Source organism: Sphingobium sp. 22B, from assembly GCF_001580035.1.
GTDB classification, from domain to species: domain Bacteria; phylum Pseudomonadota; class Alphaproteobacteria; order Sphingomonadales; family Sphingomonadaceae; genus Sphingobium; species Sphingobium fuliginis.
On the sequence record NZ_LTAB01000012.1, the window covers coordinates 71,313 to 94,447 of the forward strand.

Here is a 23,135-nt window from a genome sequence, read left to right on the forward strand (position 1 = left end):
AGGGAAAATCAGTCCCCCCACAATTCCTTGAGCTTGCTGAAGAAGCCGGTCGATTGCGGGCATTCCTCGCCGGTTTCCGTCTCGCGAAAGGCTTCCAGCAGTTCGCGCTGCTTGGCGCTCAGCTTGGTCGGCGTCTCGACGTCGACCTGGATCACCAGATCGCCCTGCCCACGCCCGTTCAGCACAGGCATGCCCGCGCCGCGCTGGCGAATCTGCTTGCCCGACTGGATGCCGCTCGGAATCTTGATCTCATGCCGCCGGCCATCCAGCCCCGGCACCTCGATGACCCCACCCAGCGCGGCGGTCGTGAAGCTGACCGGCGCGCGCGCGAACAGGGTCGTCCCGTCCCGCTCGAAGATCGAGTGCCGCTTCACATGCAGGAAGATATAGAGGTCGCCCGCAGGAGCCCCCCGCGCCCCCGCCTCGCCCTCACCCGACAGGCGGATGCGCGTGCCTTCGTCGACGCCGGCGGGGATGTTGACGGAAAGCGTCTTGGGCTTGTCCACCCGCCCTTCGCCCCGGCAGCTACGGCAGGGGCTTTCGATCACCTGACCCGCGCCATGGCAGGACGGACAGGTCCGCTCGACCACGAAAAAGCCCTGCTGCGCCCGCACCTGGCCATGGCCATGGCAGGTGCCGCAACTCTTGACCCCGGTGCCCGGCTGCGCGCCCGAGCCGTCGCAGCTTTCGCAAGGGGCCGAAACCTCGATCTCGATCTCGGTCTTCTTGCCATGATAGGCGTCGTCCAGCGTGATTTCCATGTCGTAGCGCAGGTCCGCCCCGCGCCGCTGCGCCTGCCGCCCGCCGCCGAAGCCGCCCGCCGCCTGACCGAAGATCGTCTCGAAAATATCGCCCAGGTCGGAAAAGCCGCCCGCGCCGCCGCGCCCGCCGCCGAAACCGCCGCCATTCTGGAACGCCGCATGGCCGAACCGGTCATAGGCCGCGCGCTTCTGCGGGTCCTTCAAACATTCATAGGCTTCCGAAACGGCCTTGAACTTGGCCTCGCTGTCGGTGCAGCCCCCGGTCTTGTCCGGGTGATATTTCATCGCCAGCTTGCGATAGGCGCTTTTGATCGTGGCGGCGTCCGCCGTGCGCTCGACTTCGAGCAGTTCGTAATAGTCGATTTCGGTGCTCATCTCGCCCCCGGCGTCCCTGCCCCATCAAGGCCATAACAGTCCTGACGGGGCAAGCACATCAGCTTACGCCTTGTTATCGTCCACTTCGGAGAATTCGGCATCGACGACATCGTCATCCGCCTTCGGCGCGTCCGCGCCCGGAGCAGCCGCAGCCGCCTGCTCCTTCTCGTAAATGGCCTGCCCCAGCTTCATCGCGACCGTGGCGAGTTCCTGCGCCTTCGCCTTCATGGCTTCCGCATCGCCGCCCTCGACCGCAGACTTGGTGGCCGCGATCGCGGTCTCGATCTCCGACTTCAGGCCAGCATCGACCTTGTCGCCATGCTCGGAAAGCTGCTGCTCGGTGGTGTGGATCAGGCTTTCGGCATTGTTCTTCGCCTCGGCCGCCTCGCGCTTCTTCTTGTCTTCCTCGGCAAAGCGCTCGGCATCCTTGACCATCTGGTCGATGTCGGCGTCCGACAGGCCGCCCGAAGCCTGAATGCGGATCTGCTGTTCCTTGCCCGTGCCCTTGTCCTTGGCATGGACATTGACCAGACCGTTGGCGTCGATGTCGAACGTCACCTCGATCTGCGGCACGCCGCGCGGCGCAGGCGGGATGCCGACCAGATCGAACTGGCCGAGCAGCTTGTTGTCCGCCGCCATCTCACGCTCGCCCTGGAACACGCGGATCGTCACCGCCTGCTGATTGTCGTCGGCGGTCGAATAGACCTGGCTCTTCTTGGCAGGGATGGTGGTGTTGCGGTCGATCATGCGGGTGAACACACCGCCCAGCGTCTCGATGCCCAGCGACAGCGGAGTGACGTCCAGCAGCAGCACGTCCTTGACGTCGCCCTGCAACACGCCCGCCTGAATGGCGGCGCCCATGGCGACCACTTCGTCGGGGTTCACGCCGGTATGCGGTTCCTTGCCGAAGAACTCCTTCACGGCCTCGCGCACCTTGGGCATGCGGGTCATGCCGCCGACCAGCACCACTTCGCTGATCTCGCTCGCGGAAACGCCGGCGTCGGCCAGCGCCTTCTTGCAAGGCTCCATCGTCCGCTTGATGAGGTCGGCCACCAGCCGCTCCAGATCGGCGCGGGTGATGGTCTTGACCAGATGCTTCGGCCCATTCTGGTCAGCGGTGATGAAGGGCAGGTTGACTTCGGTCGACTGGGCCGAGGACAGTTCGATCTTCGCCTTTTCCGCCGCTTCCTTCAGGCGCTGCAAAGCCAGCTTGTCCTTGGTGAGGTCGATGCCCTCATCCTTCTGGAAGCCCGAAGCCAGGAACTCCACCAGCTTGGCGTCGAAATCCTCGCCGCCCAGGAAGGTATCGCCATTGGTCGACTTCACCTCGAACACGCCGTCGCCGATCTCCAGGATCGAGATGTCGAACGTGCCGCCGCCAAGATCATAGACCGCGATGGTCTTGCCGTCCTGCTTCTCCAGCCCGTAGGCGAGCGCGGCCGCGGTCGGCTCGTTGATGATGCGCAGCACTTCCAGACCGGCGATCTGGCCGGCGTCCTTGGTCGCCTGACGCTGGGCGTCGTTGAAATAGGCGGGCACGGTGATGACCGCCTGCGTCACCGTCTCGCCCAGATAGCTCTCGGCGGTTTCCTTCATCTTCTGCAGGATGAAGGCGGAAATCTGCGAAGGCGAATAATCCTTGCCGCCGGCATTGACCCAGGCGTCGCCATTGGGACCCTTGGCGATGCTGTAGGGCACCAGCTCCATGTCCTTCTTGGTCATCGGATCGTCGAAGCGGCGGCCGATCAGGCGCTTCACGGCGAAGATGGTGTTGTCCGGATTGGTCACGGCCTGACGCTTGGCAGGCTGGCCGATCAGGCGCTCGCCGTCCTTGGTGAAGGCGACGATGGAGGGCGTCGTCCGCGCGCCTTCCGCATTTTCGATCACCTTGGGCTTGCCGCCGTCCATCACAGCGACACAGCTGTTGGTGGTGCCCAGGTCGATACCGATTACTTTTGCCATTGTGTCCTCTTTGAACCCCAAATCATATTCAGCGGTTGACGGCCCCATACCTCACGAAAGCGCCAAGGCAAGGGCGTTTGCGCAAGGGATATAGGCGTGCTTTCGCTTGGCACAAGAAGCTGTGACGATTACCTCCAGGAAACGATCGGAAACGGGACATTGAGGAAGCCTTTGCCCATGCGCGCATTTTACCCCCTAATCGCCCTTGCCGCCCCGCTTGCGCTCACGGCGTGCGGCGATCCCGCGCCCACCTATGTCGATCAGGCCTGGGTGCGGCTCAGCCCCAACAAGGACATGCCGTCCTCCGGCTATTTCATCGCCCATGGCGGCGACGCGGACACGGCGCTGCGCGGCGTGCTCACCGACTATGCGCTGAAGGTGGAGATGCACGAGAGCATGAGCGAGGGCGGCAGGATGACGATGAAGCCGCTCGACAGCGTCCCCATCCCCGCCAGGTCCACGGTCGCCTTCGCGCCGGGCGGCAAGCATCTGATGCTCTGGGGCGTCAACGACACGGCGATCGGCCGCGGCAGGATGACGCTCACTTTCCTGCTCGCCAATGGCGACCGCCTGCTGGTCGACGCCATCATCCAGAAGCCCGGCGCCGCCGCTCCCGTTCCCCCGCAAAAGGAGCATGAGGCGCATTGACCGGACGTCCGCTGACCGAGGCTGAAACCGCCCTGGCCCGGTCGGTGTTCGCCGCCGCCATCGATTATCGGCGGGTGCGGGTGCATGATCGCAAATGGTGGCCGTTCCAGCCGCGGCAAGTCACCATGGCGCCCGACGGCGACCTCTGGTTTCATCCGGAAAGCGGCCTGTTCTGCCCTGATTTCTGCGACAGCCCCCTGCACGTCCAGGGACATTTCATCCATGAAATGACCCATGTCTGGCAGGCGCAGCGGGGCGGCAGATGGTATCTGCCGCTGATGCGCCATCCCTTCTGCCGCTACGGCTATGAGATCGTGCCGGGAAAGCCGTTCCGCCGCTATGGCCTGGAGCAGCAGGCGGAGATCGTGCGGCATGCGTTCCTGTTGCGCCGCGGGGTTCCCGTGCACGGCAAGCCGCCGCTTCCGGTCTATGAGGCGCTGCTGCCCTTCGCCGGCAGGCAAGGGGTCGACGACGGACCGTGATTCGCGCCATGTTCCGGCGAAGGCGCTCCAGCGAGACGGGCGGCCCGGTGCGATGGACCGCCCGGCGACCCTCGCGCTTTCCAGAAGAAAAGCCCGGCGATCCTCGACCGCCGGGCAAAGGGGCATGGCTGGGAGCCGCCCTGAGGAAAGCCGCTCAGCCCTTCTTCTCGGGCGGCAGCGTGATCTTCACATTCTCGCCATTCTGGCCGGGAAAGCCGGTGAACATCGCATCGATCAGGTTCGGCACCAGATAGGTCAGCTTGTTGGAAAGCGACTGGGCCTGCGCCTTGCCCTCGAACAGGCGGCGATTGTCGGCGGCGCGGTCGATCTTCATGCTGAGGTCGCCGGTATAGACGGTGTAGCTGGTCACGTCATTATAACCGCCGGGCCCGAACAGCCACGGGTCATAGAAGCCATAGCCCCAGGGGCGGCCCCAGCGGCCCCGCCAGCCCCAACCGCCGTAGAAGAACGGGTCGGGATTGCCGAATCCGGTCGATCGCACCTTTTCGCGCCCATTGTCGACGCCATAGGCCACGCGCACGATCAGGTCGGCCCGCGCGGGATCGCCGGCGGCGACATAGCCGGTCTGGGTCAGACGCTGGCTGACGAGGTCCGCATAATGCGAAAATTCAAGCCCGCCCGCCAGGCGCGGATCGTCCGCGACAACGGTGAAGCTCTGGCCGGCGGGTGCGGGAAGCTGCTGAAAGCGCGCCACATCCGCCTTGAAGGAACTCGCGCAGCCTGACAGCGCCACAAGCGCCAAAGCGGGCGCCGCGAGGAAGCCGATCTTTTTGAAACGGGTCATTTTTCTTGCGTCCTGTACCAGGCACTTCGCCTGCCAAACATCTTGCGTCCTGCCATGGCAAAACGCAACTGAACATCGTTTGAACGCACGTAACGGGCGAACGGGCGCAAACCATGTCCTGCCATCCGTACGACGCCGCGGCATGGATTATTCCGTCACGAACCGGAAAGGGCCGCCGCTTTGGCGACCCCTGCGGCATCAGCGCATCAGTCCCATCGCGTCATAGGCCGCCCGCAAAGTGGGCGCGGCCGCCGCCGACGCCTTGGCCGCCCCCTTTTCGAGGATGGCGTCCAGCGCGGCGTCGTCGGTGCGCAATTCCATGAACCGCGCACGGATGGGGCGGAGCGTTTCCACCAGCAGTTCGCCCAGGGCCGGCTTGAACGCGCCGAAGCCCTTGCCGGCGAATTCGGCACAGACCGCGTCCACGCTCATGCCCGACAGCGTCGCATGGATGCCGAGAAGATTGTTCGCCTCCGGACGTCCGGCCAGCCCCCCGGCATTGTCCGGCAGCGGTTCGGGATCGGTCTTGGCCTTCTTCACCTTCTGCATGATCGCATCGTCATCGTCGGTCAGGTTGATGCGGCTCATGTCGGACGGGTCGGACTTGGACATCTTCGCCGTGCCGTCGCGCAGCGACATGATGCGCGCCGATTCCCTGGGGATGATCGGATCGGGCAGGGTGAACAGCTCCACGCCGAAATCGGTGTTGAACTTGGTCGCGATGTCGCGGGCCAGCTCCAGATGCTGCTTCTGGTCCTCGCCCACCGGCACATGGGTGGCGTTGTAGACCAGGATGTCCGCCGCCTGGAGCACCGGATAGACGAACAGGCCGATGGAGGCGCCCTCGCGGTCCTTGCCCACCTTGTCCTTGAACTGGGTCATGCGGTTGAGCCAACCGATCCGCGCCGTGCCGTTCAGCAGCCAGCACAGTTCCGCATGGGCGGGCACCCGCGCCTGGTTGAAGAGGACGGAGCGGTCCGGGTCGATCCCGGCGGCGACCAGCGCGGCGGCCATGTCGCGGACATTGCGGATACGCTGTTCGCGCCCTTCATGCACGGTGATCGAATGCATGTCGGCCAGGAAGAAGAAGCACTGGCTCCCGCTGTCCATCTCGTCCTGCATCCGCACCCAGTTGCGGATCGCGCCCAGATAATTGCCCAGGTGCAGATTGCCGGTCGGCTGGATGCCGGAAAGGACGCGCATTCTTCTATCCGTTCTCTGTCTTGGTTGCACTTTTGCGCCGCATCAGCGCCTTCAGGTCCGAGAGCCGATAGGCGCCCGTAAGGAAGCAGGCCACCCCGTACAGCGCGATTCCCGCGCCGACAAGCACCGCCAGCGCCACATAACGCTGGACCATCACCCCGCCGAGCCATGGATCGAGCAGCCCTTCGCCGGCATAGAGCGCCCCGCCCATCACGACCGCCGCCACGGCGAGGCGGGGCAGGCGCCGCCGCAACTGCCCGTCGGCGGCGAAATGGCCGCGCTTCACCAGCGTCGAATAGAGCATCGCCACATTGACGGTGGAGGACAGCGCCGTCGCCAGCGGCGGCCCGACATGGCCCAGCAGCGGGATCAGGACGATGTTCCCGACGATGTTGATGAGGATCGACAGCATCGCATAGCGGACCGGCGTCCTGGTGTCCCCGCGCGCATAATAGCCGGGCGTCAGCACCTTCACGAGGACATAGGATGGCAGGCCGATGGAAAAGGCGGACAGCGCCCAGCCGCAGCGTTCGGCATCCAGCGCGGTGAAGCGGCCATATTGGAACAGGCCCCGCACGATCGGTTCCGCCACGGTGATGAAGGCGACGGTCGCGGGCAGGGTCAGGAACAGCGCCAGTTCGATGCCGCGGTTCTGCGTGTCCATGGCCACCTGCTCCTGGCCCGTCGACAGCAGGCGGGAAATGGTCGGCAGCAATATGGTGCCAAGGCCGATCCCGATCAGCCCCAGCGGCAACTGGTTCAGCCGGTCGGCATAATAGATATAGGTGATGGAGCCTGAGGCGAGCAGCCAGCCGGACAGGGCGGTGGAGATCAGCAGGTTGATCTGCGAAGCCCCGGCCCCCGCCGCCGCCGGCACGATCAGGCGGAGCAGTTCCTTCACATCCGCGTCCAGTCGCGGGCGCTTCAGCCTCATCGACACGCCCGCCCGGCGGCAGGCCCAGATCAGCCACAGCAATTGCAGCGCCCCGCCCACGGTGACGGAAATCGCCTGCACCCGCGCGGTTTCATATTCGTCGGCGCCGTGGAACAGCCACAGCCCCGCGATCATGGCGATGTTGAGCAGGATCGGCGCGGCGGCATTCACCCAGAATTTGTCGAGCGAATTCAATATGCCGCCCAGCAGGGAGGCAAGGCTGATCAGCGCCAGATAGGGCAAGGTGATCCGCGAGAGCGTCACCGCGAAGGCGAATTGCTCCGGCGTCGGGTTCTGGCGGGAGAAGCCGCCGGAGAGCGCCCATGTGATCGGCCAGGCCGCCGCGATCAGCAGCGCGGTGAAGGCGACCAGCACCGGCAGCAGCACGGCCAGCGCCCGCTCAGCGAAGCGATAGCCGTCCGCGACCCCACCCGGCCCCGCCGCCTTGCGGTTGAACATGGGGATGAAGGCGGCGGAAAAGGCGCCCTCGGCAAAGAGGGCGCGGAACATGTTGGGCAGGCGGAAGGCGACGCCGTTGAAGGCGTCCGACGCGAATCCCGCGCCGACATAGCGCGCCGCCAGCGAATCGCGGACAAGGGCCAGCACCCGGCTGGCGAGCGTCAGCCCGCCCACGGAACCAAGGGCCCTGGCGAGTTTCATGGCAAAACCCCTCCTCCCGTTCGCCCTTGGCTTGTCGAAGGGCTGCACTTCTTCTTCATCGGAAGAAAGTGGCGGGCTTCGACACGCTCAGCCCGAACGGGGGGATGGATCATTCCCGGACTCAGGCGTGGCCGGCCGGCTCGCCTGCGGTCTGCGCCATGGCCTGCGCCTGCTGGACATAGAGGCCGCCGAAATCGATGGGATCGAGCAGCAGCGGCGGGAAGCCCCCGTCGCGGATCGCGTCGGCCAGCACGCGGCGGGCGAAGGGGAAGAGAAGGCGCGGCGCTTCGGCCAGCATGAAGGGCTGCATCTGGTCCTCGGGCACGTTCCGCATGCCGAAGATCGCGGCATAGACCAGTTCCACGGCAAAGGCGGTGCCCTGCGGCGCGGTGGCCTTGACCTCGATCTTCAGGGATACTTCGACGACTTCCTCGCCCACCTTGTCGGCGCCGATGTTGAACTGCACGTCGATCTGCGGCTGGTCCTGCCACTGATAGACGGCGGGCGCATTGGGGTTTTCGAAGGACATGTCCTTCACATATTGGCTGATCAGCGCGATCTGGGGGCCATTGTCGGCGCCATTGCCGGTGGTCTGAATGGTATCGGCTTCCTCGGCCATCTCATTTCCCTGGTTTTTAAGGTTTGCCTGGCGGGCGGAATGTCCGCGCATGTCGATCCGCGCGCTTAGCAGGGGCGGCAGGAGGGGGCAATGCGGCACATGAAAAGCGGCCATTTGAATATGCGGGGAAACATGCCTATGTTGGTTGCGTTACAGTTTCAGATTCAGTCCAAAGGGTGCCTGACCCCGTGTATGTGATCGTCATCCTCGCCATGATTGCCGGCTTTCTGGCGTTGCGGCTTTATTCGGTGCTCGGCAAGCGGACCGGGCATGAGCAGGAGCCTGCGCTTCGCCCGGCGGAGGAACGCGCCAAGGTGACGATCGTGCAGCCGCGCCCGGTTCCGGAAATGGCGGGCGATTCGGTGCGGCTGTCGGACGGGCTGATCGCTCCCGGCGGCGAAGCGGGTGTCCGCGCGCTGATCGCGGCCGACCGCAGCTTCGACGTGCCCCAGTTCGTGGAGGGCGCCAAGGCCGCCTACAAGATGGTGCTGGAGGCGTTCTGGCGCGGCGACCGGCAGGAACTGGAATGGCTTTGCGATGCCGATGTTCTCGCCTCCTTCGAGGAAGCGATCGCGGCGCGGGAGGCGGAGGGCCATGTCCTCGACAACCGCCTGGTCCGCATGGAAAAGGTGCAGATCGTCGATGCGGGCGTCACTGGCCGCATGGCGGAGATTTCCCTGCGTTTCGAGGCGGACATCGCCGCCGTCACCCGCGACCGCGACGGCAATGTCGTCGCCGGTTCGCTGACCGACGCTGTCGGCACCAACGACATCTGGACCTTCACGCGCGACCTGCGCAGCACCGATCCCAACTGGAAGCTCAGCGAGACCGACGAGGCGGCATGAGCCTTCGTCAGTCGTGGGGCGCGCTGGCCGCGGCTTTGCTGCTGTCCGCTTGCGCCGGCGGCGTGATTCCGCCCGGCGCGGGTGGGCCTGCGCCCTCAAGGCCGCCTCGCGGCGGTGAGACCGCAACCCGCCCCGTTCCCGCCACTCCCCGTCCGCCCGTGGCGGTCACGCCTCCCGCGAGCGCGCCGGCCGATACAGCCAATGCCGTCAGCGCCGGAATCGCCCCCGGCCCGGCCATCACCGACCTCATTCCGTCGGGCGAGCGTTCGCGCAAGGCGTTGCAGGCGTTCCGCCTCTCCTGCCCTTCGCTGATGCGGCGGGGCGACCAGAGCGGACTGACGCGCGGCACGGACTGGAACAGCGCCTGCGCCGCCGCGTCTAGCTGGCCGGAGGCGTCGGCCGGCGAATTTTTCGCCCGCTATTTCGAAGCGGTGCAGGTGGGCGACGGAAAGGCCTTCGTCACCGGCTATTATGAGCCGGAGATCGCGGGGTCGCGCACGCGGCAGCCCGGTTACGAGGTGCCGATCTACCGCCGCCCGCCCACCCTGATCGACGTCAATCTGGGCCAGTTCAGCGACAGCCTGAAGGGCAGGACCATTCGCGGCAAGGTGGACGGCAGCAATCTGGTGCCGTTCGACGAACGGTCGCAGATCGTTTCGGGGTCGCTCGCCGGCAAGGGGCTGGAACTGGCATGGGCCGCCGATCCGGTGGAATTCTTCTTCCTCCAGGTGCAGGGCAGCGGCCGCCTGCTGCTGCCCGACGGCGGCGTGATGCGGATCGGCTATGACGGGCAGAATGGCCGCGACTATACCGGCATCGGCAAGCTGATGAAGGATCGCGGCCTCATCCAGGCCGGGTCGATGCAGGACATCATGCAATATCTGCGCGCCCATCCGGCCGAGGGCGCGGCGATCATGAACGAGAACAAGAGCTTCGTCTTCTTCCGGGAACTGACCGGCGCCGGCCCGCTGGGCGCGATGGGCGTCGCCGTGACGCCCGAAGCGACGGTGGCGGCCGATCCCCGCTATGTGCCGCTGGGCGCGCCGGTGCTGCTCTCGCTGGACCGGGCGGAACCCAATGGCATCTGGATCGCGCAGGATACCGGCGGCGCGATCAAGGGCGCAAACCGCTTCGACAGCTTCTGGGGCGCCGGCAGCAATGCGCGCAGCATCGCGGGCGGCATGTCGGCGCGGGGCAGCGCACTGATCCTGCTGCCGCTCGGGTCGGCGGCGCGCCTGGGTCAGCAGCCCTGACATCATGCTGCGATGCCCCGACGCGGTCTCACCTCCGATGAACAGGCGCTCTGGACGGCGCTGACCCGCTCCGTAAGGCCGCTGAGGCCGGGTGCGCGCATCTCTTCCCTTCCGACGCCGCCAACCCCCGCAAAGGACGGGACAGGGTTAACGGCTCCGTCCGTTCAGGCCGTCGCGACGGCCCCGGCGCGCACCCCCGCAGCCACTCTGGATTCGGGCTGGGAGCGCCGAATCCGTAGCGGAAATCTGACCCCGGACATGACCATAGACCTGCACGGCCACAGCCTGTCGGCGGCCCATTCGCAGCTTAACCAGGCGCTGGCCTCGGCCTGGGCAAGGGACGTGCGAATATTGCTGGTGGTCACCGGGAAACCGCCGAAAAGCCCCTCCGCCAGCGGCGGTTCGCGCCGGGGCGCCATCCGCGGCGAGATCGGTCACTGGCTGGAAACCAGCAGCTATGCCGACCGCATCGCCAGCGTGCGGATCGCGCATCGGCGCCATGGCGGCGACGGCGCGCTCTACGTCATCCTGCGGCGCAAAAAATAAGCCTTTCGGACTGATTCACTGACCTTTTCTTAACCACTGTCCTTCATATCCCACTGATCCAGTCCAACGCCGGACTGGCGGGGGTAGGGAGACTCATGCAGGGCGTGACATTGACGAGCCGCGCCACTGCCTTCGCCTGCGCCGCGGGGGCGCTGGTGTTCATCCTGTCGCTGGTCCTTGGGCAGGGGCAGGCGACCGACATGGACGGCATCGGCCGCTCCCTCATCATCGCGATCCTGTGCGGCACGCTCAGCTGGGCCTCCGCCCGCCGTACCGTGGCCACGACCGCCAGCGCCATCGACGGTGCGACCGAACGCCTGCTGGCGGCGGCCCATGGCGACCTGCAATCCGCCGTGCCGCGGGACATAGGCCGGGAATTGCCCGACCTTTCCGTGGCGATGGAAAGCCTGTTCAGCCAGGTCCGCACGAACCTGGACCATGTGCAGGCGCTGGCGCTGTTCGATCAGGTGACCGGCCTTCCCAACCGCGCCAGCTTCTGCCGGCAGGTCGAACGGCTGCTGGCGGAACGCAGCGAAGAAGGGCTTGCGGCCCTGTTCTTCATCGATCTGGACGGGTTCAAGGGCGTGAACGACACGCTGGGCCATGCGGCGGGCGACCAGTTGCTGGCGCGCGTTGCCGGCCGCCTGCGCGAAGTCGCCATGGCGCAGGCCAGCGCGGGCGCGGGCGATTGCCTGATCGGCCGCCTGGCGGGGGATGAATTCACCCTGTTCGTCCCCAGCATGCCCGATCTCGACACGGCGGGCCGCATTGCCCGCGCCATCCAGTTCGCGCTGCGCGAACGCTTCGACCTCGGCAGCCAGCATATCGACCTGGGCGCGTCGATCGGCGTCGCCTGCTATCCCGAACATGGCGACACGCTGCCCGCGCTGCTGCGATCGGCGGACATCGCCATGTATCATGCCAAGCATCAGGGCCGTAACCGGGCCGAGATGTTCACCACCGAACTGGCGCTGGAAGCCGCCGACCGCGCGGAGCTGGAGCGCGACCTGCTGCTGGGCCTGCAACGGGACGAGTTCCTCCTCGAATTCCAGCCGCAGATCGAAATTTCCAGCGGCCGGGCGATCGGCGCCGAAGCGCTGATCCGCTGGGTGCATCCGGAACGCGATCTGGTGATGCCCGGCTCCTTCGTGCCGATTGCGGAGGAAAGCGGCGCCATCGTGGCGCTGGGCGACTGGGTCATGAGCCGCGTGTGCGAAACGGCGGCGCGCTGGGCGCAGGCCGGGGTGAGGCAGCGGATCGCGATCAACATCTCCTCCCGCGAACTGGGGCAGGCCGACTTCTTCATGCGCCTGCGCCATGCGATAGACGCGCATCGGGCCCCGGCGATCATGCTGGAACTGGAGATCACGGAATCGCTCGCGATGGAGATGAAGTCGCGGACGCTGGACCAGATCCGCGCCCTGCGGCGCGACGGCGTGCGCATCGCCATCGACGATTTCGGGACCGGCTATTCCAACCTCTCGCGGCTGCGCGAACTGCCGGTCGACCGGGTGAAGATCGACCGGTCGCTCGTCCGCGACATCGCCGTTTCGGCTGAAGCGCGCACGATCTGCAGCGCCGTCGTCGGGCTGATCCAGGGACTGGGCATGGAAGTGGTGGTCGAGGGGGTGGAGACAGAGGCGCAGATGGAAATGCTGCGCGTGATCGGCTGCACGCTGTTCCAGGGCTATCATCTGGCGCGGCCCATGGGGGAGGAGGATTATCTCGCCCGCTTCGCCGCGCCAGCGCCGCTGGTCCGGCATCGCTCCGTCTGAAGCGGATGGCCATGCGCATCCCGCTCCTCATGGGGCGGGATTTCATTCCCTTCCGTCATGACCGGGTTCCTGCCCTTCGACAGGACCGGGACAGGCCGTTCCGCGCAACGCTCCAAGCTTTTGTTGGCGCATCCTTTTAAGCCCAAAACCGGTTCCCACTTTTGCGCACGATGCCCTAGCTCGCCAGCGCCTTCGCCGTAACCAGCCGGTAGATTTCGGTGAGGTCGCGCAGGTCGGCCAGCGCCACCGCCTCGTCCAGCTTGTGCATGGTCGCATTGTTGAGGCCGAATTCCACCACCGGGCACAGGCGCGAGAGGAAGCGCGCGTCGGACGTGCCGCCCGTGGTCGACAGGTCCGCCTCCACCCCCGTCACGTCCCGGATCGCGCCCGCGACCATGTCCGACAGCATGCCCGGCTCCGTCAGAAAGGGTTCGCCGCTGATCTTCGCTTCCACCCTGCCCCCTTCGGCCGCGGCGATGGCGGTGATGCGGTCGACCAGTTCCGCGCCGCCATGTTCATTGTTGAAACGGATCGAGATGCGCGCCTGCGCCGCGGCGGGGATGACGTTGGTCGTCGGATTGCCGACATCCAGATTGGTGATCTCGATATTGCTCGCCTGGAACCAGTCATTGCCCTCGTCCAGCACCAGCGCATCGATGGCGGACAGGATGCGGATCAGGCGCGGGATCGGATTGTCGGCCAGGTGCGGATAGGCGACATGGCCCTGCACGCCGTCGACATGGATCCACATGTTGACCGATCCGCGCCGGCCGATCTTGATGACGTCGCCCAGCCGCTGCGAGGAGGTCGGCTCGCCCACCAGGCAAAGGTCGGGACGCAGCCCATGGGCGGCCATCCGCTCCATCAGGGCCAGCGTGCCATGCACGGCCGCGCCTTCCTCATCGCCGGTGATGATCAGGCTGATCGTGCCGGGCAGGTCTTCGGGCAGGTGGTGCAGGGCGGCGACATAGGCGGCGATGGCGCCCTTCATGTCGACGGCGCCGCGCCCGTAGAGCAACTCGCCGCGCACCTCCGGCCGGAAGGGATCGCTCGCCCAGCCATTGCCCGGCGGGACCACATCCAGATGCCCGGCAAAGGCGAAATGCCTGCCCGGCCCCGTCGTCCGCCATGCCAGCAGATTTTCCACCGGGCCGTCCGGCGCCTCCCCCGCCAGGAAGCGGTCGACGGTAAAGCCCAGCGGTTTCAGCATCGCCTCCAGCACGGCGAAGACATCCCCCGTGGCCGGCGTGACGGAGGGACAGGCGATCAGCTTCTCGGCTATGTCGATCGGGTTTGCATCGGCGCTGGTCTTGTTCATGGGGTTGCGTTAGAGCATTTTGAAGCTGGCTGAAACAGTCAGCGGCTCGCAAAATGCGTGCAGGCCGACGCGCATTTTGAAGCTGGCTGGAACAGGCGCGGCTCGCAAAATGCGGTGGCGCACAGCGCGCATTTTGAAGCTGGCGGGACCGCCGGCGCCGCCCCCGGCAGGAGGATATGTCATGCCCAGGATCGACCTTGCCGCCATCGAACAGACCGATCGGACGGGCTATCCGCCCGAATATGCGGATGCGGTGGCGGGGCGATGGGTGCGCAGGCTGGGACCGGCGACCGGCCTTTCCGATTTCGGCATCAGCCATGTGGTTCTGAAGCCCGGCGCCGCATCCTCCCAACGGCACTGGCATGAGGATGAGGACGAATTCCTCGTCATGCTGAGCGGCGAAGCGATGTTGATCGAGGAAGGAAGCCGAACGGCGCTGCACGGCGGCGACATGGCCTCCTTCCCGAAGGGCGATCCCAATGGCCATCATCTGGTGAATGAAAGCGGCGAGGATTGCGCCTTCCTGGTCGTCGGGCGCGTTCCGCTGGGCGATGCGCATTATCCCGACATCGACATGCAGTGGGTCGAGGGCAGCTACCGCCGCAAGAATGGAAGCAGTTTTTGAGGCTGGACCGGCGGGCATTGATGGCCGCGCTGGGCCCTGCGATGGCGGCTCCCGGGCTTTTGGCCGCGCCGCTTGCGGGCGTGGTGAAGCCGCCCCGGCTGCGCCCCGGCGACAGCGTGGGCCTGATCGAGCCGGCGGGCTTTACCGACGACAGCTTCGACCTCGATCTGGTCAAGGAAACGATCGTCGCCATGGGGCTGGTGCCCAGGCCCGCCCGGCATCTGGTCGAACGCTACGGCTATCTGGCCGGGACGGATGCCGACCGCGCAGCCGACGTCAACGCCATGTTCGCCGATCAGCAGGTGCGCGCCGTCTTCGCCACCCGGGGCGGATGGGGCTGCGCGCGCATCCTGCCCTATCTGGACTTCGCGAAGATCAGGGCCAATCCCAAGCTGCTGATCGGCTTTTCCGACATCACCGCGCTGCATCTCGCCTTCGCGGCGCGGGCTGGCTTCGTCACCATCCACGGGCCCAATGCGGCCAGCAGTTGGCCGCGCTTTTCCTGGGATGCCTTCCGCGCCGTCGCCTTCGATGGAGCAACGCCGCTGATGACCAATCCGGACGGGCATGAGGACCGGCTGGTGCAGCGCAGCGGGCGCATCCTGACCTTCCGGGGCGGAAAGGCCAGCGGGCGGCTGCTGGGCGGAAACCTGACCGTGCTTTCGACGCTGATGGGAACCCCGTGGCTGCCGGATTTCGACGGCGCGATCCTGTTCATCGAGGATGTGAGCGAGCAGCCCTATCGGATCGACCGGATGCTGACCCAATTGGCGCTGGCCGGCCTTCTGGGCAGGGTGGCGGGCGTGGTGTTCGGGCAATGCACCGATTGCGGCCCCAGCGGCGCCTCCTATGGCGGGTTCACCCTGGCGGAGGTGTTGCGGCAGCATCTGGCGCCCCTTGGCGTCCCCGCTTTCCAGGGCGCGCTGTTCGGGCATGTCGCCAGCCAGTTCAGCCTGCCGGTGGGCTGCCGGGCGGAAATCGACGCCGACGCGGGAACGATCCGCCTGCTGGAACCGGCGGTCCGCTAGGGAGCATCGTGCAGAAAGGCCTGTCCCGACCCCGGCGAAGGGCGGGAACCGGTTTCCGCCTGAAAGCATGCGAGGGCAGGAACCCGGAGCGCGCGACCGGCGCCCGCTTCAACGCAGCGCCCCCTGAAGAACGGCCGACATGCAGTCGGGGTCAGTCCCTGTCGTCGGCGGGCCTGACATAGGCGCCGCGGCCATCGGGCGGGACGAGCGACCGGTCCTCGACTTTCAGGACAAGCGTTCGGAAGCCGGGTTCGGGCACGTCCTTCGTCCTTTCGGCAGTGAGGATGACGGCCCCGTCCCTCTCGGCCCACCGCCCCTCCGCGAACAGGTCCAGCGCGCCATAGACCAGATACCATTGGAAGCGGCCGTCCGGATGGAGCATCAGTTCGGACCCCGTCTCCATCACGCCGCGCAGATAATAATGCCCCGCCCGGTCGGAGGCTTGCGCCCAGGCCGGTCCGGCCAGGAAGGCCGCAAGGGGGAGGAGTGCCGTGAGGACGCGCATCCCACGATGCTATCGCAAGCGGCCTCGGCAGAACAGACCTACCAGGCGCGGGGGCTGTGCCCGACGCGATGGGAGACCTGCTGCTCGATCTCGTTGAGCTGGGCCTGGCTGAGCACGCCGGAATGAAGCAGCTTGCGCATCAGTTCATCGACCAGCGCCGCGAGGAAGTGAAGCTCCGCCCGTTCGGACAGGGTGTCGTTGCTGTCGACCTGCATGGCTTGCTCTCCGCAAAAAGCTGAATCTTAAAGGGGAAAGCGGCAAGGCATAGAGCCGACCGCACAGGGCATCCCTCATTGGAGGCGGCCCGGCGAATATGGTTAACAATGCAGCGGCATCGGGCCAGCCGCGCTGCCGCAAGAGCAGGAGCCCGGCTCAGGCGGCGCGATTTTCCAACAGGGACAGGACTCGTCCCGAACAAGCCATGCCCCCATCATTCGCCTTCCGCCCTCCATCATCCGCTCTCAGGGCCAGCGTCAGGGCCAAGGTCAGCGTCAGGGAAGACGGCGCGCCGTCAGGATCGTTACCGGCTGCTCCAGCATCTGCCCCTTCATCACGCCCTCGCCGGCCGTGGGGGATTTGGGGGCGGCGAGGATCGTCTTTACGACATCCATTCCCTCGATCACATGGGCGAAGACGGCGAAGCCCTGATTGTCGCCCGCCGCTTCGGGATGCGCGTCCATGCCGGGCATCTTGCCCAGCACGATGAAGAAATCCCCGGTCGCGCTGCCGGGCGCATAGCGGGCCATGGAGAGCGCGCCATCATCATGGGTAAGGCCGGTCTGGCTGGTCGGCTCATGCTTGACCGGCGGCAGGATGCGCTTGGGATCGTTCTGCGCCCCGCCCTGCACGAAGCCATAGTCGGCCGAACCGACGCCGCGGTAGAAGCTGGCGCCGTCCAGCCGCTTCTGATCGACATAGCGCAGGAAATTCGCCGCCGTCGCCGGCGCCTGCGCCACATGCACCGCGATCAGGATGCGGCCCGCGCCGGTGTCGAGCGCAACCCGCACATCGGCAGGCGGCGGCGCAGCAGCAGGGCTCTGGGCAAGGGCGGGAGCAAGGGAGAAGAGGGCGGCCAGGAACAGGGCGAGTTGTCGGATCATGGCGCGAAGCCTAGAGCCAATCGACATTCAGCCCTGACGGCCTGCAAATGACGCTTTTCCGTGCTTCCAGTGCTCACGTACCTTGAGTACGCTGCGCTCCGGGTCACGGAAAAACACCATTTTCGGCTCGCCATCATCTGAATGTCGATTGGCTCTAATCCAAAGCCGCCCGCCTGTCAGCCTTCCAACTGGCGCTGCAGGGCGCGGATGTCCGCGTCTATGTCCGGATTGCTCTGCCGCAATTCCTCGATCGTGCGCACCGCGTGGATCACGGTGCTATGGTCGCGCCCGCCGAAGATACGGCCGATCTCGGGCAAAGAACGCGGCGTCATCTTCTTGGCCAGATACATCGCCACCTGGCGCGGACGGGCGACCGCCCTCGCCCGGCGCTTGGAACGCATTTCCGCCGCGTCGATCTTGTAATGCGCGGCACAGGCCTTCTGGATCTCGTCGACGGTGATGCGGCGGGCATTGGCCCGCACCGCGTCCGCCAGCATCGCCTGCGCGAACTCCAGGTCGATCGATCGGCCGGTGAGCTGGCCATAGGCGATCAGCTTGTTGAAGGCGCCTTCCAACTCGCGCACATTGGAACGGATCGACCGCGCCAGGAAATCGACCACCGCGTCCGGAACCGGCGGGTCGCCCGCAATGGCGCGCTTGGCCTCCAGGATCGCGAGGCGCAGGTCGAGCCCGGCGGGACGGATGTCGGCCACCAGCCCGCCGGCGAGGCGCGAGAGGATGCGCGCATCGATCGCGTCCAGCATCTGCGGCGCACGGTCGGCGGTCACGACGATGCGGGCGCCCGAATCGATCAGGTCGTTGATCGTGTGAAGAAACTCTTCCTGCGTCGAACCCTTGCCGGCGATGAACTGGATGTCGTCGATCAGCAGCAGCCGCGCCGCGCGCAGCCGCGCCTTGAACATCATCGTTTCGTTCGCCCGCATCGCGTTCACGAATTCCATCATGAACCGCTCGGCCGACATGTAGAGCACAGGGGCCGAGGGCGAATGCGCGGAGAAGCCCTGCGCGATGGCATGGAGCAGATGGGTCTTGCCCTGCCCGGTGCCGCCATGGATGAAAAGCGGGCTGAACCGCGGCTGGCTCCTGCCCGCCATGGCCTGCGCGGCGGAGAAGGCGAGATGATTGGTCTCGCCGGTCACAAACTGGTCGAAGCTGTGGCGCGGCTGGAAATTGGATGCGGGGGCCTGATCGTCCGCCACCCCGCCGTCGTTCACGGCAAGGGCCTCGGCCGGCGGCAGTTCCAGAACCCGGGGGCCCACCGCATTGGGGGCGCGGCGCAGGCGCACCTCGCGCACGCCGGCGCCGGCGCAGCGCCATGCCATGCGCAGCCGATCGCCGAACTGGCCCGACACGAAATTGGCGGTGAAGTCGGAAGCGAACAACAGGTCCAGCGTCTGCGATTCGGGGCAATAATCGCCCAGTTGCGCGGCCTTCAGCCACTGGTCGAACATGCGCGCGCCAATGTCGCGGCGCAGCCCGGCGCGAATGGTCGCCCAGGCAGTCTCCAGGCGCGCATTCTGCTGCGTGTCGAGACCGCTCAAACTTCCAATCACTGCCGTAATATCCTTCATAAACAGTCGACCCCCATCAACTGCACCCCATAGGCAGGGGCGATGCGACGCAGAGACCCGTTCCGGAAAAGCCCCGCCTTCCCGAATCTCGTGCATCAACCAACCATCTGATGACCGCCGGAAATTCGATTCGAGTGGCGGCCGGAGGATCAAAATAGACAGGCCTGCTTCGCCGGATCAAGGGCGCTGCCAGTCAAAAATGTGAAATAAAGCCGTTGACTCGGCAAACCCCGCAGAAAAGGCCGGTTTGAAAAATTACCCAGCAATTTCAATATATTATTCGCGCCTCCGGACCCTCCCCCCTCTCGAATCGAAGGAGAATCGCCGGAAATCGGGGCTTCCTCCAAAATGACCTTTTGGTGAATGAAACATGAAAAAGCCCGCCCCGCATCGACTGCGGGGCGGGCCTGTTCTGACCGACGAGCTGGAAAGTGGCTGGGTCTTAGCCGAGCGCGCTGACGCGCTTCGTCAGGCGGCCGAACTTGCGGGCCGCGGTGTTCTTGTGCAGCACGCCGCGAGCGACGCCGCGGGCGAGTTCCGGCTGGACCGACTGAAGCGCCGTGGTCGCGGCAGCCTTGTCGCCGGCGGCGAGGGCGGTTTCGACCTTCTTCACCAGGGTGCGAATCCGGCTGATGCGGGCGCCGTTGATCTCGGCGCGGCGGGCGTTGCGGCGGATGCGCTTCTTGGCTTGCGGCGTATTGGCCATTTACTGTCCTCGGTTCTCGTCAAATCTCGTGAAGGAGCCCGTCGGAATCCCCAACCGGCTCTCGTGAAGGTGCGCCCCTTACAGGGGAACAGGGGTTGCGTCAACCGCTGAGCGCCCCGCTATTTCTGGCATTTCGGGCAGAAAAAGGTCGATCTGCCCCCATCCACGCGGCGCCTGACGGGCGTGCCGCAATGGCAGGCTTCCCCCTCGCGGCCATAGACCCGCCATTGCTTGGAGAAATAACCCAGTTCGCCGTCGGGCCGGGCATAGTCGCGCAGCGTCGATCCGCCCGCGGCGATGGCGGCGGTCAGCACCTCCCGAATCGCGTCGACCAGCAGGGCGAGGCGGGCGCGGCCGATCCGGCCCGCTTCGCGCGTCGGGGCGATGCCGGCCATGTGGAGCGCCTCGCAGACATAGATATTGCCCAGCCCGGCAACGATGCGCTGGTCGAGCAGCGCGGCCTTGATCGACGTCGCCTTGCCCTTCAGCGCGGCGGCCAGCGCATCGGCCGTGAAATCCGGCCCCAGCGGCTCGGGTCCCATGCGGGTGAAGGGATTATGGGCCTCCCACGCCTCGCTGCGGACCAGGTCGAGCGAGCCGAAGCGGCGCGGGTCGTTGAGCGACAGAAGCCGCCCTCCCCCGGTCCCGATCAACAGATGGTCATGCGGCCCGATCTCCGCCGGATCGATTCGCCAGCGGCCCGACATGCCGAGGTGGAAGATCAGCGTGTCGCCGCGGTCGGTGTCGATCAGGCCGTATTTGGCGCGGCGCGACAGGCCGGTGACGGTGGCGCCGGTCAGCCGCTGGCGCAGGTCGACGGGTATCGGAAAGCGCAGGTCGGCGCGGCGCGGCTCGACCCGCGTCAGGAGCGAGCCCTGCAGGACCGATCGCAGGCCCGCGACGGTGGTTTCGACTTCGGGAAGTTCGGGCATGGCCCTCTATGGAGCGCCCCGGACCGCCCGGCAACAGGCCTCTTGCCGCATGGGGCGCGCCATGGACATTTTACCCGATCTCGGAGGTTTCCTCTCCCCGGAAAAATGCTCTAGAGCGTGCGCCCATGAGTGAAACCGCTTCCTTTGGCTATCGCGATGTCGAAGCCGCCGAAAAACAGGGGATGGTCCGCGCCGTCTTCTCCAATGTGGCGTCCAAATATGATCTGATGAACGACGCCATGTCGGGCGGCGCGCATCGGCTCTGGAAGGACCAGTTCGTCAGCCGGGTGAAGCCGCGCCGGGACGAGCTTATCCTGGACATGGCGGGCGGCACCGGGGACATCGCCTTCCGCATGCATCGCCATGGCGCGCGGGTGACGGTTTCCGACATCAATCCTGAAATGCTGGCCGTGGGCGTCGATCGGGCGAGGAAGAAGGGGCTGGAAGGCCTCATCTGGTCGGAGCAGAATGCCGAGGAGCTGAGCTTCGCGGACCGGGCGTTCGACGCCTATACGATCGCCTTCGGCATCCGCAACGTGACCCATGTCGACAGGGCGCTGCGCGAGGCGCATCGGGTGCTGAAGTTCGGCGGGCGCTTCTTCTGCCTGGAATTTTCCACCACGACATGGCCGGGCTTTTCCGACGTCTATGACGTCTATTCGCACCGGCTGGTGCCCAGGCTCGGCAAGCTGCTGGCCGACGATGAGGACAGCTATCGCTATCTGATCGAATCGATCCGCCGCTTCCCCCCCATGCCGGCGTTCGAGCGGATGATCCGCGACGCCGGCTTCGTGCAGACGAAGGTGGAACCGATCCTGGGCGGGCTGGTGGCGATCCATAGCGGGTGGAAAATCTGATGGGGCGCCCGTCACGTCCTTCTCCCGCAGGGGAAGGGCATAAATAGCGATGCCTTCCCACCTCACGCATATCTGGCGGCTGCTGAAATGGGGCCGCACCCTGGCGCGGCATGGCGCGCTGACCGGGATCGAGCGCGATCCGCTGACGCCGACGCCGGTGCGGCGGCTGGTGCGGGTGGCGCGGCTGGGCGCGCGGGTGCCCCGGCAGCCGCGCTATGCCGACGCCTTCCAGTCCATCGGCCCGGCGGCGATCAAGCTGGGCCAGACGCTGGCGACGCGTCCCGACCTGGTGGGGGAGGATGCGGCGAACGACCTGCTGCGCCTGCAGGACGCCCTGCCCCCCGTGCCGTTCGCCACCATCCGCGCGCAGATGGAGCAGAGCTTCGGGCGGCCGCTGGAAACGCTCTACAGCCGCTTCGACGAGGTGCCGGTGGGCGCCGCCTCCATCGCGCAGGTGCACCGCGCGGTGACGACGGACGGGCGCGATGTCGCGGTGAAGGTGATCCGCCCCGGCGTCATCGACCAGTTCAACCGCGACATCCAGACCTATGAATGGGCCGCCGCCCATGTCGAGATGCTGGGCGGCGAAGTGGCCCGCCTCCGCCCCCGCCTCGTCATCGCCAACATGAAGCGCTGGACCGCGCGCGAACTCGACCTGCGGCGGGAGGCGGCCTCGGCTTCGGAACTGGGCGAGGCGATGGAGGCCATGCCCGGCTATCGCGTGCCCGCCATCGACTGGGACCGCACGACCGGCAAGGTCATGACGATGGAGTGGATCGACGGGGTCAAGATCTCCGACCGGGACGCGCTGATCGCCGCCGGCCATGATGTGAAGGAAATCGCGGCAAGGCTGGTCAACGCCTTCCTGCGCCAGGCGATCGCCGAAGGCTTCTTCCATGCCGACATGCATCAGGGGAACCTGTTCGTCACCGCCAATGGCGACATCGTCGCGATCGACTTCGGCATCATGGGCCGCATCGACCGGCGCGCGCGCATGTGGCTGGCGGAAATCCTCTACGGCCTCATCACCGGCAATTACCGCCGCGTGGCGGAAATTCACTTCGAGGCGCAATATGTGCCGGGCCATCACAATGTAGAGGAATTCGCCACCGCGCTCAGAGCCGTGGGCGAACCGATGCGGGGCAAGCCGGTGCGCGAACTGTCGGTCGGCGGCATGCTGGACGGCCTGTTCGCCATCACCCGCGATTTCGACATGCAGACCCAGCCGCACCTGCTGCTGCTCCAGAAGACGATGGTGATGGTGGAGGGCGTCGCGACCGCGCTCGACCCCGACATCAACCTGTGGGAGACGAGCGGCCCCTATGTGAAGGAATGGCTGCGCGCCGAACTGGGGCCGGAGGCGAAGGCCGCCGACGCGCTGATCGAGAATGTCCGGATCTTGCAGCGCCTGCCGGGCCTTGTGAAGCGGATCGAGGAAGCCTTTCCGGAAAAGGGCGGCGCCCCCCCTCCGCCGCCCCTGACGGAGGTCAGGCTGATCCGGGTGGGCAGCGGCTGGCGCTATATGCTCGTGGCCTTGCTGGCGGGGATGGCCGGCGCGGGCGCGATGGCGGCGGCTACGACCTTTTGGTGACGGCCGGTTGCTG

General features: G+C 66.3%; 23 protein-coding genes. 10 read left to right on the forward strand and 13 right to left on the reverse strand.

Translation table 11 applies throughout. From position 1 onward, the window contains the following. Positions 1–8 precede the first annotated feature (8 nt). Together dnaJ and dnaK are read right to left on the reverse strand one after the other, a co-directional pair. Complete coding sequence (gene dnaJ / locus A0J57_RS12900; protein ID WP_061936458.1) at positions 9–1,136, reverse strand: molecular chaperone DnaJ; 1,128 nt, start codon at positions 1,134–1,136, stop codon at positions 9–11. Between the two features lie 63 nt (positions 1,137–1,199). After that, positions 1,200–3,098 carry a molecular chaperone DnaK gene (dnaK, locus tag A0J57_RS12905; RefSeq protein WP_025551917.1) on the reverse strand — a complete coding sequence of 633 codons (1,899 nt, stop codon included), beginning with the start codon at positions 3,096–3,098 and terminating at the stop codon, positions 1,200–1,202. A gap of 177 nt (positions 3,099–3,275) precedes the next feature. Here dnaK and A0J57_RS12910 point away from each other — a divergent pair, with 177 nt between their 5' ends. Next, a complete protein-coding gene (locus A0J57_RS12910; RefSeq protein WP_025551915.1) occupies positions 3,276–3,746 on the forward strand; it encodes a copper chaperone PCu(A)C in 471 nt (156 codons plus the stop codon). Next, positions 3,743–4,228, forward strand: coding sequence for a hypothetical protein (locus A0J57_RS12915; protein ID WP_061936462.1), 486 nt, complete (start codon positions 3,743–3,745; stop codon positions 4,226–4,228). The genes A0J57_RS12910 and A0J57_RS12915 overlap by 4 nt, the downstream gene beginning before the upstream one ends. 154 nt (positions 4,229–4,382) lie before the next feature. Here the strand turns inward: A0J57_RS12915 and A0J57_RS12920 are convergent, their stop codons facing one another. The 4 genes from A0J57_RS12920 to secB form a co-directional block, all read right to left on the reverse strand. Then, on the reverse strand, positions 4,383–5,033 hold the full coding sequence (locus tag A0J57_RS12920) for a DUF4136 domain-containing protein (RefSeq protein ID WP_025551911.1): 651 nt from the start codon (positions 5,031–5,033) through the stop codon (positions 4,383–4,385). 198 nt (positions 5,034–5,231) lie between these two features. After that, the gene (gene trpS / locus A0J57_RS12925; RefSeq protein ID WP_048577020.1) at positions 5,232–6,236 is read right to left on the reverse strand and encodes a tryptophan--tRNA ligase; all 1,005 of its coding nucleotides are present in this window, start codon (positions 6,234–6,236) and stop codon (positions 5,232–5,234) included. A gap of 4 nt (positions 6,237–6,240) precedes the next feature. Further along, positions 6,241–7,830 (reverse strand): murein biosynthesis integral membrane protein MurJ, encoded by a 1,590-nt coding sequence (gene murJ, locus A0J57_RS12930; protein ID WP_061936465.1) that lies wholly within the window; start codon positions 7,828–7,830, stop codon positions 6,241–6,243. Between the two features lie 121 nt (positions 7,831–7,951). After that, positions 7,952–8,449, reverse strand: coding sequence for a protein-export chaperone SecB (secB, locus tag A0J57_RS12935; protein ID WP_025551907.1), 498 nt, complete (start codon positions 8,447–8,449; stop codon positions 7,952–7,954). A gap of 188 nt (positions 8,450–8,637) precedes the next feature. On the opposite strand from secB, the gene A0J57_RS12940 reads away from it, so the two are divergent. The 4 genes from A0J57_RS12940 to A0J57_RS12955 all read left to right on the forward strand — a co-directional run bounded on the left by A0J57_RS12940 (position 8,638) and on the right by A0J57_RS12955 (position 12,868). Further along, positions 8,638–9,294 carry a Tim44/TimA family putative adaptor protein gene (locus tag A0J57_RS12940; RefSeq protein WP_044661622.1) on the forward strand — a complete coding sequence of 219 codons (657 nt, stop codon included), beginning with the start codon at positions 8,638–8,640 and terminating at the stop codon, positions 9,292–9,294. After that, positions 9,291–10,547 carry a murein transglycosylase A gene (locus A0J57_RS12945; protein WP_061936469.1) on the forward strand — a complete coding sequence of 419 codons (1,257 nt, stop codon included), beginning with the start codon at positions 9,291–9,293 and terminating at the stop codon, positions 10,545–10,547. The genes A0J57_RS12940 and A0J57_RS12945 overlap by 4 nt, the downstream gene beginning before the upstream one ends. 12 nt (positions 10,548–10,559) lie before the next feature. After that, positions 10,560–11,093, forward strand: coding sequence for a Smr/MutS family protein (locus tag A0J57_RS12950; RefSeq protein WP_048577018.1), 534 nt, complete (start codon positions 10,560–10,562; stop codon positions 11,091–11,093). Positions 11,094–11,188: 95 nt separating this feature from the next. Beyond that, positions 11,189–12,868 (forward strand): bifunctional diguanylate cyclase/phosphodiesterase, encoded by a 1,680-nt coding sequence (locus A0J57_RS12955; protein ID WP_044661619.1) that lies wholly within the window; start codon positions 11,189–11,191, stop codon positions 12,866–12,868. Positions 12,869–13,043: 175 nt separating this feature from the next. Here A0J57_RS12955 and dapE read toward each other — a convergent pair whose 3' ends face one another. Continuing rightward, complete coding sequence (gene dapE / locus A0J57_RS12960) at positions 13,044–14,186, reverse strand: succinyl-diaminopimelate desuccinylase (protein WP_025552008.1); 1,143 nt, start codon at positions 14,184–14,186, stop codon at positions 13,044–13,046. 181 nt (positions 14,187–14,367) lie between these two features. Between dapE and A0J57_RS12965 the strand changes: the two genes are divergently transcribed. Beyond that, positions 14,368–14,811: a cupin domain-containing protein gene (locus A0J57_RS12965; RefSeq protein WP_061936472.1), complete on the forward strand. Its 444-nt coding sequence runs from the start codon at positions 14,368–14,370 to the stop codon at positions 14,809–14,811. A gap of 20 nt (positions 14,812–14,831) precedes the next feature. Next, entirely contained in the window at positions 14,832–15,839 is a 1,008-nt protein-coding gene (locus A0J57_RS12970) for an LD-carboxypeptidase (protein ID WP_061936536.1), read from the forward strand. A 151-nt stretch (positions 15,840–15,990) separates the two neighbouring features. On the opposite strand, the gene A0J57_RS12975 is transcribed toward A0J57_RS12970, so the two are convergent. The 6 genes from A0J57_RS12975 to mutM form a co-directional block, all read right to left on the reverse strand. After that, positions 15,991–16,344 carry a hypothetical protein gene (locus A0J57_RS12975; RefSeq protein WP_048577015.1) on the reverse strand — a complete coding sequence of 118 codons (354 nt, stop codon included), beginning with the start codon at positions 16,342–16,344 and terminating at the stop codon, positions 15,991–15,993. A 38-nt stretch (positions 16,345–16,382) separates the two neighbouring features. Further along, positions 16,383–16,559 carry a hypothetical protein gene (locus A0J57_RS26615; protein WP_165363329.1) on the reverse strand — a complete coding sequence of 59 codons (177 nt, stop codon included), beginning with the start codon at positions 16,557–16,559 and terminating at the stop codon, positions 16,383–16,385. 276 nt (positions 16,560–16,835) lie between these two features. Further along, positions 16,836–17,444, reverse strand: coding sequence for a peptidylprolyl isomerase (locus A0J57_RS12980; RefSeq protein WP_044661616.1), 609 nt, complete (start codon positions 17,442–17,444; stop codon positions 16,836–16,838). Positions 17,445–17,620: 176 nt separating this feature from the next. Continuing rightward, positions 17,621–19,036 (reverse strand): chromosomal replication initiator protein DnaA, encoded by a 1,416-nt coding sequence (gene dnaA, locus A0J57_RS12985; RefSeq protein WP_025551638.1) that lies wholly within the window; start codon positions 19,034–19,036, stop codon positions 17,621–17,623. 442 nt (positions 19,037–19,478) lie between these two features. Continuing rightward, positions 19,479–19,742: a 30S ribosomal protein S20 gene (rpsT, locus tag A0J57_RS12990; RefSeq protein ID WP_007687699.1), complete on the reverse strand. Its 264-nt coding sequence runs from the start codon at positions 19,740–19,742 to the stop codon at positions 19,479–19,481. A 119-nt stretch (positions 19,743–19,861) separates the two neighbouring features. Beyond that, positions 19,862–20,674: a bifunctional DNA-formamidopyrimidine glycosylase/DNA-(apurinic or apyrimidinic site) lyase gene (gene mutM / locus A0J57_RS12995; RefSeq protein WP_044661615.1), complete on the reverse strand. Its 813-nt coding sequence runs from the start codon at positions 20,672–20,674 to the stop codon at positions 19,862–19,864. Positions 20,675–20,799: 125 nt separating this feature from the next. Here mutM and A0J57_RS13000 point away from each other — a divergent pair, with 125 nt between their 5' ends. Together A0J57_RS13000 and ubiB are read left to right on the forward strand one after the other, a co-directional pair. Then, entirely contained in the window at positions 20,800–21,531 is a 732-nt protein-coding gene (locus A0J57_RS13000) for a class I SAM-dependent methyltransferase (RefSeq protein WP_025551633.1), read from the forward strand. A 49-nt stretch (positions 21,532–21,580) separates the two neighbouring features. Continuing rightward, the gene (gene ubiB, locus A0J57_RS13005; protein ID WP_044661614.1) at positions 21,581–23,122 is read left to right on the forward strand and encodes a 2-polyprenylphenol 6-hydroxylase; all 1,542 of its coding nucleotides are present in this window, start codon (positions 21,581–21,583) and stop codon (positions 23,120–23,122) included. Positions 23,123–23,135 lie beyond the last annotated feature (13 nt).